17 protein-coding genes are annotated in these 13,434 nt (G+C 68.9%); 9 read left to right on the top strand and 8 right to left on the bottom strand.

All coding sequences use genetic code 11. The features are described from left to right. Positions 1-105 precede the first annotated feature (105 nt). From ACFZA2_RS03670 to ACFZA2_RS03635, 8 genes are all read left to right on the top strand, one after another. The gene (locus ACFZA2_RS03670; protein WP_391400765.1) at positions 106-375 is read left to right on the top strand and encodes a hypothetical protein; all 270 of its coding nucleotides are present in this window, start codon (positions 106-108) and stop codon (positions 373-375) included. 77 nt (positions 376-452) lie between these two features. After that, the gene (locus ACFZA2_RS03665; protein WP_391400762.1) at positions 453-1,310 is read left to right on the top strand and encodes a hypothetical protein; all 858 of its coding nucleotides are present in this window, start codon (positions 453-455) and stop codon (positions 1,308-1,310) included. Next, positions 1,307-2,053 (top strand): ATP-binding cassette domain-containing protein, encoded by a 747-nt coding sequence (locus tag ACFZA2_RS03660; RefSeq protein WP_391400759.1) that lies wholly within the window; start codon positions 1,307-1,309, stop codon positions 2,051-2,053. The genes ACFZA2_RS03665 and ACFZA2_RS03660 overlap by 4 nt, the downstream gene beginning before the upstream one ends. Next, positions 2,053-3,495: a hypothetical protein gene (locus tag ACFZA2_RS03655; protein WP_391400756.1), complete on the top strand. Its 1,443-nt coding sequence runs from the start codon at positions 2,053-2,055 to the stop codon at positions 3,493-3,495. Before ACFZA2_RS03660 ends, ACFZA2_RS03655 begins: the two co-directional genes overlap by 1 nt. Further along, complete coding sequence (locus ACFZA2_RS03650) at positions 3,492-3,809, top strand: transcriptional regulator (RefSeq protein ID WP_391400753.1); 318 nt, start codon at positions 3,492-3,494, stop codon at positions 3,807-3,809. Before ACFZA2_RS03655 ends, ACFZA2_RS03650 begins: the two co-directional genes overlap by 4 nt. After that, a complete protein-coding gene (locus ACFZA2_RS03645) occupies positions 3,802-4,356 on the top strand; it encodes a methyltransferase family protein (protein WP_391400750.1) in 555 nt (184 codons plus the stop codon). The genes ACFZA2_RS03650 and ACFZA2_RS03645 overlap by 8 nt, the downstream gene beginning before the upstream one ends. Further along, positions 4,329-4,523 carry a hypothetical protein gene (locus tag ACFZA2_RS03640; RefSeq protein WP_391400747.1) on the top strand — a complete coding sequence of 65 codons (195 nt, stop codon included), beginning with the start codon at positions 4,329-4,331 and terminating at the stop codon, positions 4,521-4,523. The genes ACFZA2_RS03645 and ACFZA2_RS03640 overlap by 28 nt, the downstream gene beginning before the upstream one ends. A gap of 108 nt (positions 4,524-4,631) precedes the next feature. Continuing rightward, positions 4,632-4,889 carry a nuclease gene (locus ACFZA2_RS03635; RefSeq protein ID WP_363386741.1) on the top strand — a complete coding sequence of 86 codons (258 nt, stop codon included), beginning with the start codon at positions 4,632-4,634 and terminating at the stop codon, positions 4,887-4,889. A 48-nt stretch (positions 4,890-4,937) separates the two neighbouring features. On the opposite strand, the gene ACFZA2_RS03630 is transcribed toward ACFZA2_RS03635, so the two are convergent. The 4 genes from ACFZA2_RS03630 to ACFZA2_RS03615 all read right to left on the bottom strand — a co-directional run bounded on the left by ACFZA2_RS03630 (position 4,938) and on the right by ACFZA2_RS03615 (position 7,317). After that, a complete protein-coding gene (locus ACFZA2_RS03630; protein WP_058596385.1) occupies positions 4,938-5,339 on the bottom strand; it encodes a hypothetical protein in 402 nt (133 codons plus the stop codon). Between the two features lie 181 nt (positions 5,340-5,520). Beyond that, positions 5,521-6,123, bottom strand: a complete 603-nt coding sequence (locus tag ACFZA2_RS03625) for a hypothetical protein (protein ID WP_391400744.1) — start codon at positions 6,121-6,123, stop codon at positions 5,521-5,523. Between the two features lie 35 nt (positions 6,124-6,158). Beyond that, positions 6,159-6,371, bottom strand: a complete 213-nt coding sequence (locus ACFZA2_RS03620; RefSeq protein WP_391400741.1) for a DUF1653 domain-containing protein — start codon at positions 6,369-6,371, stop codon at positions 6,159-6,161. A gap of 691 nt (positions 6,372-7,062) precedes the next feature. Continuing rightward, positions 7,063-7,317, bottom strand: coding sequence for a hypothetical protein (locus ACFZA2_RS03615; RefSeq protein WP_391400738.1), 255 nt, complete (start codon positions 7,315-7,317; stop codon positions 7,063-7,065). A gap of 231 nt (positions 7,318-7,548) precedes the next feature. Between ACFZA2_RS03615 and ACFZA2_RS03610 the strand changes: the two genes are divergently transcribed. Continuing rightward, positions 7,549-7,917, top strand: coding sequence for a hypothetical protein (locus ACFZA2_RS03610; protein WP_391400735.1), 369 nt, complete (start codon positions 7,549-7,551; stop codon positions 7,915-7,917). A 32-nt stretch (positions 7,918-7,949) separates the two neighbouring features. Here ACFZA2_RS03610 and ACFZA2_RS03605 read toward each other — a convergent pair whose 3' ends face one another. The 4 genes from ACFZA2_RS03605 to eda all read right to left on the bottom strand — a co-directional run bounded on the left by ACFZA2_RS03605 (position 7,950) and on the right by eda (position 13,433). After that, positions 7,950-8,804 (bottom strand): NAD(P)H-hydrate dehydratase, encoded by an 855-nt coding sequence (locus ACFZA2_RS03605; protein ID WP_391400732.1) that lies wholly within the window; start codon positions 8,802-8,804, stop codon positions 7,950-7,952. Continuing rightward, positions 8,797-9,507: a histidine phosphatase family protein gene (locus ACFZA2_RS03600; protein ID WP_391400729.1), complete on the bottom strand. Its 711-nt coding sequence runs from the start codon at positions 9,505-9,507 to the stop codon at positions 8,797-8,799. The genes ACFZA2_RS03605 and ACFZA2_RS03600 overlap by 8 nt, the downstream gene beginning before the upstream one ends. 149 nt (positions 9,508-9,656) lie before the next feature. Continuing rightward, positions 9,657-12,551: a chitobiase/beta-hexosaminidase C-terminal domain-containing protein gene (locus ACFZA2_RS03595; RefSeq protein WP_391400726.1), complete on the bottom strand. Its 2,895-nt coding sequence runs from the start codon at positions 12,549-12,551 to the stop codon at positions 9,657-9,659. A gap of 264 nt (positions 12,552-12,815) precedes the next feature. Continuing rightward, positions 12,816-13,433: a bifunctional 4-hydroxy-2-oxoglutarate aldolase/2-dehydro-3-deoxy-phosphogluconate aldolase gene (eda, locus tag ACFZA2_RS03590; protein ID WP_391400723.1), complete on the bottom strand. Its 618-nt coding sequence runs from the start codon at positions 13,431-13,433 to the stop codon at positions 12,816-12,818. Position 13,434: the final 1 nt, after the last annotated feature.

Here is a 13,434-nt window from a genome sequence, read left to right as displayed (position 1 = left end):
GCCGCTCGGTGAGGTGAAGTGTGCACATGGGGGTATGTATACATGCTTACGTGTCCCCGTAACCCACGCGGGGCGGAGAGCCCCTCAAGGCAAAGGAGGAAGCAGATGTCTGTCACAACGTCCGTCATGCAGGCCGAAGTCGATTGGAGCGTTTCTGATCTGGAGGCTGCGTTCGCCGCTCCTTCGTTCGAGCCCACGGTTCTATCGCCCGATTCCGACGCCATGGTTGAAGCTGACTGGGCCGTCGCGGGTGCGGTCGCCGCCATCTTGGGGCTCGCGCTCGGGGTCGTCTTCTACATCTGCAGCGTGTGCGGGGCTCGCTCGTTCAACGCGTGCTACTCGGCCGTGATCTCCTACTGGGGTCGGGGCTGCTGACACTCATGCACAACGACGCAGTTCACACCGGGGCAGCCGTTGCTCTGGCTCCCGGTGTGACTGTCCAGGCGGGGTACTTGCGTGATGCCGCAGGGCGCGAGTACCCCGTCGATGCCTATGGGGAGATTGTCGCGAAGAGCTGTCGCGAAGGAGTCACCACCCGTGAACTCGCCCAGGCGATGGCATATCTCTCTGCGGCGCCGGTCGCACAGGTCGAAGAATCGCTGTTCGCTTTCGTTCTGAGATTGCACGGTCTTCGTCTGCTGTCGATCCATCAGTCCTTCGCGCGGGAGTGGGCTCGAGATCTCGCGATGTGGCCTTTCGACGCCATCGTCATGCTCGCCACAAGATCCCTCGCCCCCACACGCCTCGCGTCGCGGCGCATCTACGCGCCGGCGCCGGCCAACGTCGTCCGCGCGGTCGTAGAGGGGCTCACCTATCTGACCGCGTCAGCCGTCGTGATGGCCCTGGTCGCGGTGGTTGCCACGGACTTCTCGATACCGCTCACACCGGCGTTCACGGCTGACCGCTCGGCTTTGTTGGCGCTCATCACCACCGTCGTGGCCCTGCTCATTCTCGCGAGCGCCATCGTCCACGAACTCGGTCATCTGCTCGTCGCCCGATTGCTCGGTGTGCCTGTTGTCGGGGTACAGGTTCGGCGTGGAGCGGCCTCCGTCCTGCTCGCACCCGGGCCGAAGGATCGCATGCAGGCCGTGATCGTCGCCGGCCCGTTCGCGGGCGCGACTTTCGCGGCGCTCTGTGGCGCTCTCCTTCTCGGCCTGTTCGAGCCAGGGTGGCAGCTTGCCGCCATCGACAACGTCCGTCTCAGCATCGGGTGCGTCACTCTCGTCATAGCGGCGGGGCACCTTTTCAGCCTTCTCCCGATCTTCGGGGACGGCAGAGCACTTCGCGCGGGCGGGGTGGATCGACGATGACGATTCTCCATGTCGTGGGTCTTCGCACCCGCGTCGGCAGCTTCGAGCTGGGCCCCATTGATGTGAGCATCGAGAGGGGCGATTTCGTCTCGCTCATCGGGCCGAACGGTTCCGGCAAGAGCACGCTCATCACGGCCCTGCTCGGCCTCAACTCCCGGGTAGTCGCGGGAACGGTACGTCTCTTCGGAGAGTCAGCGTTCCCTCGGCCGCGCTCGGTTTTCTCCCGGGTCGCGTACGTCACGGATTCTCCGCGCGACGTTCTGGGAGAGTTCACTGCCGAGGAGTATTGGGATTACTGCCGCCTCGCCTTCGAGTCCGCGCGCGGAACCGTCATCGACGGGTGGGAGGAGCGCGCCGACGCGTACGCCCGAATGCTCGACTTCCCCGCCCGAACTCGGCGGCCGCTCTCCGCGCTGAGCCTGGGGACGGCGCGCAAGGCGCAGATCATCGCGGCGCTCTTGCCGGCACCGGAGTTCGTCGTACTCGACGAGCCGTTCATCGGCCTCGACTTCCTGGCGTCCCGTTCATTCGAAGCCCTCCTCATGAGCTTGCGCGAGCAGCACGTCACCGTTCTGGCCTCGAGCCACGACCTCGATCTCGCGGCGCGCGTGGCCAGCCGCGTGATCGTGTTGCGGGGCGGCCGCATGGTGCTCGATTCTCCCGTGTCGTCGTTCGGAGAGGGAGTGGAAGCGGCCGTAACCGCTGTCCTGTCGGATGCCCGGGCGCCGGAGAGCGAGCGATGATGGCAACCGCCCGCCTCGCGCCTGGAATAGGCGCCGTCGCGCTACGTCGCCTCACCCGCACCCAGCACGTGACGTGGCCGCGGTGGCGTCTCTACCTTCCTCTGCTTCTCGCGGCGATCGGCGCATTCGCCGTCGGTACCGTCGTAATCCGGTTTCATCCGCCCGACGACCCGCTGGTGATCGCTCTCTACCCGCCCGCAGCTGGTGTCGCTGTCGCTCTCCTCGCAGGTGCCGCCGTCATGGCGATGGAGGCCACCCGGGACCGCTCGGGCAGCGTCGAGCGTGCTCTGGCAGGCTTGCCCGTCCGGCAGCGCGAGGCGGCGTTCCTCGTGCACTTTCCGTCGCTCGCCATCGCCACACTCGTCCTCGGAGTCCCGCTGGCACCTGCGTTGGCAGCGCTACTCAGCATCGGCCGCTCGATCGCCGAGGCGCTTCTTCTCGTGGCCGTGTCGCTCGGGGCCGGCCTCATCACCATCGGCATCCCGTATCTCGGAGTGTGCGTCCTGCTCGGATCGCCGCGATGGGATGCCGTGCGCTTCCCGACCGTCCTCCTCCTGTGGGGCGCCGCATTCTGTGCGCAGACGGTCTATGCACTTCGTGCCTTGGCGGGCGGAGATCCGCTCGTCCCTCTGCCCCTGACCGTGACCCTGGTGGACACGCTCCGCGGGACTCTCAGCACGGGTACGGCGGTGACGGTCATCGTCGGGGGCGCCGGGGCAGTGGTCGGTGTGGCAATGCTCTTCCTGTTCTCGCCCGGCTCGCGTCGAGCCCCCGTTCTCCGGGTGCGGTGGAAGGGGCACCACCGGGCCTGGGGAGAACTGTTGTACGCCCTGCGCGACTCGTCACTTCGGGCCAACGTCGCCTTGGCCGCCCTGATGAACGTCTTCCTCGTGGCAGTCTCCTTCTGGATCCCGTCGGAGGTGCGCGCGCAGACCGAGGGCATTATTCTGCTCCTTGTCGGCATCTTCGCTGTCGCTGCAGCCCGACCGATCCGCGGACTCTACCCCGGCTCGCTTCCCGTACAACGGCTGCTGGCGATGGATCCGACGTCCTGGGCGCTCTCGACGACGTTCGTCGTGGTCATCGTGGCGATGCTGGTTGCCGCGCCCGCCGCTGTGCTCTTCCTCGGCTCGTCGGATCCGACCGCGTCGGCTCTCCGGTTCATCGGGACGTGGGCCGTCAGCGCAGCTGTCGCGACAGGCCTGGGTGCAGTCGTGCCGGTCGGCCCGCGAAACGTCCTCGGGCAGGGACTGAGCGGGGGAGCCTCGATCGGCGCTTATCTGGCCCTCTCCCTCACTCTCCAGCCGATTGGTACCGATCGCCCCGGGCTTCTCGTCGCCCTGAGCGTCGTCCTTCTGGCGGCATCCGTCCTGCTGGCCGTCATCGCAGAATGCGTGCGCTGGCGACCGGTCCTCTCAAAAGAAGGGGGTCCCTCCATATGAAGACGACTAACGCCCGTCGAATCGTCCGCCGCACCATGATCTGGCCAGGAGTGATCTCGATCGCCCTCTGGGGGGTCGCGATCGTCATCACCGGAGCCATCTTCGTCGGAGTGTCCGAATCGGCGCGGGCCGCGGTTGACGGCGTGGTCATCCCTGCGGGCTTCGTCGGGCTGCCGCTTTTCGAGGGCTTCCACAACGAGGGGCGGTTCGGCGTGCGCCCCGAGTGGGGATTGCTGGTAATGCTCATCGTCCCCGCAGTGGTGGGCATTCTGCTCTCCCTCATCGCCCTCGCGCGTGAGGTGTCGCATGAGTGAGCTCGTCGCATGGACGGTGCTCGCCCTGCTCCTCGCCCTCACAGAGGTCGGGTTCGCCCCGGCTCGAAGTGGGTCGCGCTCGCCGCGGGGTGAGGCGACCGACCGACTCGTGCAGATGCTGACAGTCGTCGCCATCGTCGGACCGCCCCTGCTCGCCCTGATCCGCCGTTCTCCGCCGGGCTTGCCTGCCCTGGCGATCGGAGTCGGGATCGCGACGAGCGGGATCGCCTTGCGGGTCGTCGCGATGCGAGTCCTCGGTGAGCGATTTCAGCTCACACCCCGCGAGGTGAGCGAAGCACCCCGCCTCGTTACACACGGGCCGTACGCCGTGATCCGACACCCCGGGTACGCGGCACTTCTGCTTGCGTTCAGCGGTCTTGCGCTGGTCGGCGGCGGGGTGCTCGGTCTGCTGTTCATCGCGCCACTGGTGGGCGGCGTCGTCGTCCGCATCGCAATCGAGGAAGAGATCCTTCGTGCGGAGTTCGGCGCGAGCCATGTCGACTACGTCAAGGAGACCCCGTGGATGTTGCTGCCCCGGATCCGGTGAACGCCCCGCGTCGAGACGTCGCGGCCGCTTCACAGGTGTTGCGCGAAGGGCGGGAAGCTGCGCGCCGACACGAACGCCGACGATTGATCGGTGCGTGGCTTTTGATCGCCGCACTGGTGGGCTTGTCGCTACCGGGGCTCGTCGTCTACTTCTCCGGCCACGGTTGAGGCAGCGCGGGGCGCCACCGGTGTTACGCCCCACTACGCCCCAGATCGCCCGACCCCACGGCATCCCGTAGCTTCATCTCACCAACCCCTCCGAAGGCAGGTGAAGCCATGTCCCGCACGATCTCGTCGACAGTCCACCCGATCCAGCGCTGCATGGCGGCCTCGAACCCCTCGGCGTGGTGGGACGGCCTCGTCATCGAGGCTGACGGCTCGACCGCGACGGTCGCGCTGCTGAACGGCACGACGGTGCAGCTGCGGATCGTCGGCCCTGCCGTCGACATCGCAGTGGGGGAGCCGGTGGCATACCACCCGGTCGCCGAGCTGCTCAGCGCGTCCGCGATCATCACGACCGCGCGCGCCGCATAGCCGAGCGGCCGCCGACGAAGCGTCAGCGGCCGCAGCGAAGAAGAGAACTCAGGCGCTCATCGAGGCCATCATGGCCTCGCACTTCATGACCATGTCGTCGCAGGCCATGGCGCAGTAGCGGCACATCTCGTCCATGTCGGCGTGAGCGCGGCACTCGGCGGCGCAGGCCTTGCCCATGGTCATGCAGGCGGTCATCATGGCGCTCATCACGTCCATGTTCATCCCGGCCGGACGCATCATCATGTGCATCGTCGCCTGAGCCATCTCGACCATGTTTGAACACATGGCGCAGCACGTGGCCATCTCGGGGCCGTGCATCATGTCGCTGCCGGCGCACATCGCCGCGGCCATCGCGCAGGCGTTCAGGGACTGCATGCATTCCTGCATGGCATCCATGTCCATGGTCATCTCGCCCATGTCCATCGACTTCATCATGGCCATCGTGTCCATTGCTTCTCCCGAGTGCTCGTTGTGACGGAGGGACCGGATGCCGCGGAGGGACTCCGGCGTACGGGCGATGCTACGCCGGAGGTGGCGACGGTCGACAGTGCCCGCGGCAGGTTCATCAGGTCGTGTAATGCCCATCTACCGGCGACGTCGAGCGCCCGCCGCGGGCGATGAGCGTCCACCTTCACCGAACGCGGATGCCGACCGACCTCAGCTCCATTCCGGCGAGCCGCTGCACGACCTCGCGGTCGCCGCGGCGCCAGGCGCCGAGGGCGTCGGGGTCGATCTTCGCGATGGCGGCCACCTTCTGGTGGGTGAGGGCGCGGAGCGCGAGGAGGTCGGAATCGAGACCGGCGCGCAGCTGAGCGCGGGTGCGCGTCGCGCGCGTGACGAAGCGCAGGCGGGGCAGAAGCCACACGAGCAGCACCATCAGGGTCGGCAGGCCGGCGACGCCGATCCCGAGCACGGTCGCCGCCTGCAGCACGAGGTCCTGCTGCGTCTGACCGGCCGACGCGAGGGTATCGCCCGCGGAGCCGGCCGTGTCGAAGGGGGCGCTGATGCCCGACCCGATGAGGGGGACGCCGCTCAACCGGGCGCCGACATCGGTCATCGACGATCGGAAATCCGCGCCGGCGGTCTGCATGTCGCGCCCGAATTGCGCGAGCCGGCTGACGGTGGAGAAGACCGTGATCCCCGTCGCGACGCTCAGCGCGATGAGAACGAGGGCGACGACGTCGACCGTCACCTGACGCACCCGCTGCGCCGCGAAGTCGGAATACAGTTTCACGTCGTCACTCTCGCACGGGATATCGCCGAGACGCGTTATGCGATGCGCCGGAATCGCGGACCGGAATAGCCGTCGCGTTCGACGGATCCGGTGAACATCTCGACCGGGCGCACCCAGTACGAATAGTCGTCGTAGAGCTTTCGATAGGAGACGAAGATCTCCTCGGTCTCGGAATGCCGGGTGATTCCGAATACCTCGTACCGCTGCCCTTTGAAATGTTCGTAGATGCCGGGTTCGACGACGGTCATGGCTCGCGCGCTCCTTGGTATCGGGGAACCCCATCGTCGCAGCCTCCGGCGAGCGGACGCATTCATGAGGGAGAAGTGCGGCGCCGCCGTCCTGATGTTCGTGTTCGCAGTCGAACCAGGAGTGCACAATCTCGGTGGTGCCGACCGTGTAAGCGCCAATGTGCCGCCCAGACACGCTGCTTCGATGGGCGGAGCGCGTGGCGGGTGGGCTGCCCCGCCTCATCAGGTGAACCGGGACCCGTGCGCCGACGTCGGCGCTCCGCGGCGCTCCATACTGAGCCGGGCGCCGCGGACGGCGCTCTCCCGATAGGAGTCACACATGGTCAATCGTTCCCGAGCGGTCCTTCTTGTCGCCGCAGCATCTTTCTCCATCGCCCTGATGAGCGCCGCGGTGCCCGCAGTGCCGGGCGGCGTAGCGGCCGTCTCCATCACGGACGAAGCGGGAACGATCTCACCGGTCGCGGGGCAGACGTCGACGGAGCACCCGGCCGTGAAGGATGTGGCGCCCACCGCAACGAAGATCGCCCCTCTGCTTCTCTTCTGACCCGTCTGCCGCCGGCTCCGTATGCGCGTCGTTCGCGTGCGGGGCTCGGCGGCCCATCGCCGCGCTTACGGGCAGCAGGTCGATATCCGCGGGGTGACCGCATCCGCCCCGGGCCGCGAGCCCCGCGCGGTGCCGGTCCGACTCGACTCAGCGAGCCCTGTCATCCCTCTGGCCGCGGGGAATCGTCAGCCCGACGGCCAGGCCTCCGACGATGAGCGTGATCGCCAAGAGCCCGATCAGTCCGGGGAGCACGATCGTAGGGGCAGCGGCTTGCTCGGCGATGTCGAGGGAGGGACCGATCTCGTCGATCCAGATGCCGTACGCGGTGCCGTCGATGATCAGCAGCACGATGATGGTCATTCCGATCGCCGCCGTGAGCAGCCCCCACACTGAACCTCGCATCCCCGCAGCCTTGCAGGGTATGAGCGAGATGCGAAGCCGCAGGAGTGAGGGGAGGGCGGCGACGCCGACGATGATCGCGGCGATACATGTAACGACCGAGGGGCCGAAGCGGGCCGCGGGAATGGTCGAGGCAGGACCGGCACGCGGAGTGCGACCCCGCAGATTGTTCGGCGGTCCTCGGTCCGACCCGCGCGAATACCAGCGAAGTGGTTTCAATGAGAGGATGAATGCGTGACCGAGGAGATCCCTTTTCCGCCCCGACGCGACGCCGCCGTTCTGCAGGAATGGGTCGACGATTTCCTCGAGGCGGGCAACAGCAATGGCGCCGACATCGTGGTCGCGCAGCAGGACGGCGAACGCACCAATGACACGGGCCTCGTCATCATGCGACTGCGCAAGGCGCGCGCCAGCATCTACATGGAGCCGCGCGGGTTCGACGACCCGGCGTGGGAGATGACTCTCACCGCCCGGCCGGAGGACCTGACGGCACCGCCCTATGAGATGGGCGCGCTCGGGGCGGAGATCGTCGTCGCCTCCAACCTCTGCACCTACCTGCAGTACCGTTCGCTCGAGTGGGACCGCAACAGCGGTCGACACTGACGACGACGGCCCGTCCTCCCGGGTCCCCGCCCTCAGCTCTCGTGCAGCACGGCCGTGAGCTCGGGCAGCAGGTCGCGCGCGAGGAAGCCGATGCCGATGCGCTCGGTCAGCCGGTCTCCGGCGCGCGCGTGCGTCCATCCGCCCCACACGGCCGCCCGCTCGGCATCCATTCCCTGCGCGGCGAGGCCCACGATCGCGCCCGACAGCACGTCGCCGCTGCCCGCCGTGCCGAGTCCCGACCCGCCGGGCTCGGCCTGCCAGCAGCGCCCGTCGGGATGCGCGACCGTCCCGAAGCAGTGCACGACGGCGTCGTAGCGCTCGGCGATCTCGGAGATGTCGGCGGCGCGGTCGCGGCCGAGGTTGCGATCGAGCAGCAGCTCGGCCTCCTCCTCGTTCGCGTTGATGAGCAGGTCGGGCGGCAGTAGGGCGCGATCGAAGGAGGGCAGGATGCCGAGCGCGAACGCGTCGAGCACGAGCCGGGCCACCTCGGCCTCGGCCACGGCGTGCAGCGCCGCGCGGGTGGCATCCGGGTCGTCGAATCCGGGGCCCAGGAGCACGGCATCCGCGGACTCCAGCGCTGAGCCGAGGGCGTCGTCGACGGGATCCGAACCGGTGGGCAGCTCGTAGACGCCGGCTTCGGGCATCGTGGAGCCGAGGCCGGCGGCGACGGCGGCGGGCGCCGCGATGCCGACGCGACCCGCTCCCACGCGAAGCGCCGCCTCGGCCGACAGCAGCACGCCGCCGGGGGAGCGGCGGGACCCGCCGACCACGACGAGCTGACCGCGCGACTTCTTCGAGCCGCCCGGGTCGGGCACGCCCCACTCGCGGAGGAACGCCAGGGTGACGGGCTCCGGCGTGGTCTTCTCGGGCACGGTCTTGTCAGGCATCGTCTTCTCCGGAGTGCACGGTGACGTCGGCGCCCTCGCTCTCGAGGTGGTCGACGGCCGAGAAGGTGACGAGCTCCCACCCGTCGTCGCCCCGCACGAGTTCGGTCACGGACGCGTTGCGAACCGTATGCGTGGAGGCGAAAGCGAGGAGCTTCGCCTCGTCGAGGGGGAGCAGCACGTAGAGCATCAGCATGATGACCGCGTCGTGCGCGACGACGAGCACGGTCGGCCCGGGCCGATCGAGGGCCTCCGCGAGGAAGGACCGCAGCCGCAGAGCGACGTCGGCCCATGACTCCCCGCCCGGGGGCCGGTGGAAGAACTTGCCGAGGTGCCGTCTGCGCGCGGCCTCCTCCGGATGCAGCTGCTCGACGCCCTTCGCGGTGAGCAGGTCGAGGATGCCGAGTTCGCGGTCGCGCAGTCGCTCGTCCACGAGCACGCGCGGCGAAGAGGATCCGCTCGCGATCGACAGCGTCTGCAGGGCGCGGCGGTAGGGCGACGACCAGTACTCGTCGATGCTCGACTCGACCCCGCGGAGCCACGTGCCGAGCGCCTCGGCCTGTTCGCGTCCGACCGGGGAGAGCTGCACATCGGCGTCGCGGGTGTCGAGCGCGATCACCGGGGAGCCGTCGCGTTCTGCCTGGGACGCGGCGACGTTCCCGTCGCTCTCACCGTGTCGGACGAGCCAGAGTCGGTTCACTGCCATGGCGGCACGGTAGGTCGACATCGGCGGTCGGCGCGCGGGCGTTGACAGCGGCGGGGCGGACGGCGTTCCTCCGGGTCTCCCCGGCGAGGGGCCGTCGCGCAAGAGCCCGCCCGCGCCGAGGCGCGAGCGGGCTCCCGAGCGAGCGCAGGTCAGCGCAGGCGGAACTCCACCGTGGTGGTGTTGCCCGCGGCATCCTGCACGACCATCGTGTTGTCGCCCGCGACGGCGCCGAAGACGCCCGGTGCGACGAAGTTCACGTCGGACCACTCGTTGTCGACGAGGTCTTTCACGACACCGTTGATGGTGGCGCGATCGATCTTGCCGGCGTCGTACAGCTTGAAGCTCACCTTGTCATAAGCCTCGGCCGTGCCCTGCGTGAACTCGGCACCCTGCTTGACCGTCACGGTGGGGGCCGTGGTGTCGGACGGGGTGTCGTCGGCGGCGACCACGCGGATGTCGTCGACGAACCCGGTGTTGTCGCCCTCGGTGGTCGTCGCCACGAATGAGATCGTGTGCTCCCCCTGCGTCACGGTGAACGGCTCCGTCTCGTAGTACTGGTAGTCGCCGCCCACCGGGACGTAGTGACCGAGCGTCTGCCCGTCGACCTGCACGTCGAACTCCTGTTGCCCGCCGAAGCCGACGCGGTTCGCCGCGGCGAACGTGATCGCGTAGGTGCCGGCCGGGAACACCACGGTCTGGTCGATGCGACTCGCCAGCCCCGAGTCGCTCTTCAGGTACGCGGTGCGCTCGCCCTGCGGGGCGGGCGAGGCGGGGACGAACACGCTGTTGTTGTGCTGGATGCCGGCGCGAGCGCTGAACGTCCAGCCGTTGACCATCGGACCGTTCGCCGTCCCGCCGGTCGCGGGACGCTCGAACCCGGCGTTGAGGATGCTGACCAGCGGCGGCTCCTCCGACACGTCGGGGTTGACGAAGCACCGGTTGTCGCCGCCCGGGTTCGGGTCGGAGCCGAACGACGCGACGGTGCAGTCGACGCCGTCGGTGAAGGTGCCGAACACGAACTGTCCCGCGGAGCCGAAGGCCACGTTCGCCTCGCCGTCGAAGACGCACGTGCCGCCGTCGGCGTACTGGCAGAACGCGTACCCGTCGGGTGCGTTCTGCACGTCGAGCACCTTGTACAGCCGCGACGTCACGCCCGAGGCGCTGTCGCCCGGGGCGATCGCGACGGCCCGCAAATAGGTCGTCTTGAGCGGTTCGAGGAAGATCTGCCCGGTGTACGCGGGAGAGGATGCCGTGGGCTCGCTGCCGTCGGTCGTGTAGTGGATCTGCGCGCCCGGGGTGCCGCTGGTGATCGTCACGGCCTCGATGGACGGGTACATGCCGCCCGGCAGACTGAACACCGGGGCGTCGGTGACGCCCGCCGTGCTCGCCGGAGTCACCTCGACCAGGGCGACGCCGTATTCCCCGTCGGGGAGGGTGGCGCGCACCGCGACGCTGCGCTCGGTTTCGACCGCGGGGGCGGTGAAGACGCCGTTCGCATCCACGCTGCCGTTGTCGTCGCCCACGACCGACCAGGTGGGCGTGCCGGCGCCGTCGATCACGCTCGCCTCGAGCTGCACCTGGCCGCCGCCGGCGACCTCGGAGCGCACGGGGGTCATCGCGACCTGCGTCGCCGCCGGCGCCGTGGTGTAGATGGCGTAGCTGTGCTCGGCGCCGACCGTGTCGTCGGTGAAGGCGTTGCCCGCGGGCGTGAGCGTGCCGGTCGACGCCGGCAGCAGCGCGTTGTCTTCGGGCTGCGCGATCGCATCGGTGTACGGGATGCGGGTGAAGTCGTCGGTGGCGTCGCCGCCCTCGAACTGCACGCGCACGTTTTTCGAGGCACCCTCCTGCGTCTCGACGAGCACCGTCAGCTCGCCGTCCGGTGCGCGGAACGCCGTGGCACGCACGTCGTCATCCGACACCTCGGTGGCGAGCACGGTGCTGTGCGCCGGGACGTAGCGCATCAACGGTCCGGCCTCGTAGAACGCGGCCGTGGGCGCGAGGCCGAGGATGAGCGAGTCCCACAGGTTGTAGGAGCCGTTCGTGTCGCCGGCGGGGTCGCCGGTCATGACGCCGTTGAGTTGCCAGATGAGGTTCGAGTGCACGCCGTCATTGGCGCTGCGGACGATGTAGTTGGCGTACCCGGTCTCCCACACGCTCGTGCCGGGGTTGGTCCACCCCATCTCCGAAAGGTTCAGCGGGGCGTCGCCGATCACCGCGCGACGCTGGGCGATGGCATCCCCCATCGCGTCGTACGACTCGCCGTACAGGTGGAACGAGTACTGATCGAACACGTCTCCCGCGTTCTCGGCCATGTACTGGGTCCACGCGACCGCGTTGACCTCCTCCGGGCCCCAGATCTGCACGTCGTCGCGCAGGCCGTCGGCCGTCAGCCGGTCGCTCACGGCGCGCGCCATATCGGCGTAGTAGGCCTTCTCGTCGCCGGGCGCCCAGAAGTCCCAGCTGCCGTTGGGCTCGTTGTAGAACGTCAGGTAGTCGACGTTGTCGTAGCCGCGGTCGAAGAGGTTCTGCAGCAGCGCGGACGCCGAGGCGCCGTAGGCGGGCAGGTCGGCCGGGGCGGAGATGTAGGGGTCGGGGGCGCCCGGGATCGTGAACCAATCGTGGACGCGCTCGCCGACCTTCCATCCGAAGTTCAGCTCGATCTCGGTGCCCGCGTTCTTGAACGCGTCGAGATAGCGATAGAACGCCTGCATCTCGGGGCTCTCGAAGTCGTACTGCCCCTTCTCGAGCTCCATCCAGTCGATCTGGAACCACACGCGCGCGACCTTCGGCCGCAGCGTCTGAATGCGCTCGACGTCGACCTCCCAGTCGGCGTCGTCATAGCCGTACTTCGTCGTGCCCTCGAGCAGGCTCCACGGGATGACGTTGACGCCGACGCCGAGGTAGTCCTCCTGCACCGTCTGATCGAGGTGGACGGTGACGGTGCGCTGCTCGTCGGCCGCGGACGCCGCGGTCGGGAGGAGCAGGGCGCTGGCGACGACACTGGTCGCCGCCGTGAGGGCGAGGGCTGTGCGCCGTCGACTCATGGGATCTCCTATCGCCATTGATGCGGGGATGGCGCGAGGAGCCACGTGAGAATGTAGTCCTGCTACGCCGGGGGTGACGAGAGCGAGGCTATGCGTTCCTTGCAGGAGACGCAAGTGGCGGAATTACGCGGAGGAGGCCGCGTTGCGTGAGGTAGTGAAGGTAGTGAAGCTACGTATTTGACGGGACGCGGCGGGCGTGTGGGCGCACGGACGCGCCCTCTCGCGCGCCGGGGCATCGGCGCGAGAGAGGGCGCGGAACCGCGTTCAGGCCGCGGGGACGCCGATCGCTGCGGTGGCCTCCGCCGAGAGCGCGCGCACGGTCTCGGCATCCCGGGCAGACAGGGCCGCCGAGGGAACCATCCACGACCCGCTGACGGCGAACACCGACGGCAGCGCGAGGTACTCGCCCGCGTTGGCCGCCGACACCCCGCCGGAGGGGAGGAACCGCACGTCGGGGAACGGACCCGCGAAGGCCCTCAGGGCCGCGGGGCCGCCCACGGCCGCGGCCGGGAAGACCTTGAGGTGGTCCAGGCCCGCGGCCACGGCCCGCTGGATCTCGGTGGCCGTCGCGATACCGGGCACGAGCGGTACCCCGCGCGCGGCGGCGCGCTCGGCGACGGCGTCGTCGAAGCCGGGCGAGACGAGATACGTCGCCCCGGCGTCGACCGCCGCGTCGACCTGGGCGACGGTGGTGACGGTGCCGGCTCCGACCGCGAAGTCCGAGCGGCCGGCGATCGCGCGGATCGCGTCGAGGGCGGCGGGGGTGCGCAGGGTGATCTCGGCGCACGGGATGCCGCCCGCGGCCAGGGCGTCGGCGAGGTCGGGGGCGAAGGAGGCGTCGTCGAGCACGACGACGGGCACGATGCGACTGCCGTTCAGCATG

Source organism: Microbacterium sp. NPDC007973 (assembly GCF_042958465.1).
Classification (GTDB): Bacteria; Actinomycetota; Actinomycetes; order Actinomycetales; family Microbacteriaceae; genus Microbacterium; species Microbacterium galbum.
Note: the sequence above shows the minus strand (reverse complement) of the source record. Positions and strands in the feature narration are given on the sequence as shown.

Coding starts and splice junctions, on each gene's coding strand:
- ACFZA2_RS03620 (WP_391400741.1), bottom strand. CDS start 6,371: ATGACCGTCGTCGAACCCGGCATCTACGAACATTTCAAAGGGCAGCGG.
- eda (WP_391400723.1), bottom strand. CDS start 13,433: ATGCTGAACGGCAGTCGCATCGTGCCCGTCGTCGTGCTCGACGACGCC.
- ACFZA2_RS03655 (WP_391400756.1), top strand. CDS start 2,053: ATGGCAACCGCCCGCCTCGCGCCTGGAATAGGCGCCGTCGCGCTACGT.
- ACFZA2_RS03615 (WP_391400738.1), bottom strand. CDS start 7,317: ATGCGAGGTTCAGTGTGGGGGCTGCTCACGGCGGCGATCGGAATGACC.
- ACFZA2_RS03600 (WP_391400729.1), bottom strand. CDS start 9,507: ATGGCAGTGAACCGACTCTGGCTCGTCCGACACGGTGAGAGCGACGGG.
- ACFZA2_RS03595 (WP_391400726.1), bottom strand. CDS start 12,551: ATGAGTCGACGGCGCACAGCCCTCGCCCTCACGGCGGCGACCAGTGTC.
- ACFZA2_RS03630 (WP_058596385.1), bottom strand. CDS start 5,339: ATGGACACGATGGCCATGATGAAGTCGATGGACATGGGCGAGATGACC.
- ACFZA2_RS03660 (WP_391400759.1), top strand. CDS start 1,307: ATGACGATTCTCCATGTCGTGGGTCTTCGCACCCGCGTCGGCAGCTTC.
- ACFZA2_RS03645 (WP_391400750.1), top strand. CDS start 3,802: ATGAGTGAGCTCGTCGCATGGACGGTGCTCGCCCTGCTCCTCGCCCTC.
- ACFZA2_RS03650 (WP_391400753.1), top strand. CDS start 3,492: ATGAAGACGACTAACGCCCGTCGAATCGTCCGCCGCACCATGATCTGG.
- ACFZA2_RS03670 (WP_391400765.1), top strand. CDS start 106: ATGTCTGTCACAACGTCCGTCATGCAGGCCGAAGTCGATTGGAGCGTT.
- ACFZA2_RS03635 (WP_363386741.1), top strand. CDS start 4,632: ATGTCCCGCACGATCTCGTCGACAGTCCACCCGATCCAGCGCTGCATG.
- ACFZA2_RS03605 (WP_391400732.1), bottom strand. CDS start 8,804: ATGCCTGACAAGACCGTGCCCGAGAAGACCACGCCGGAGCCCGTCACC.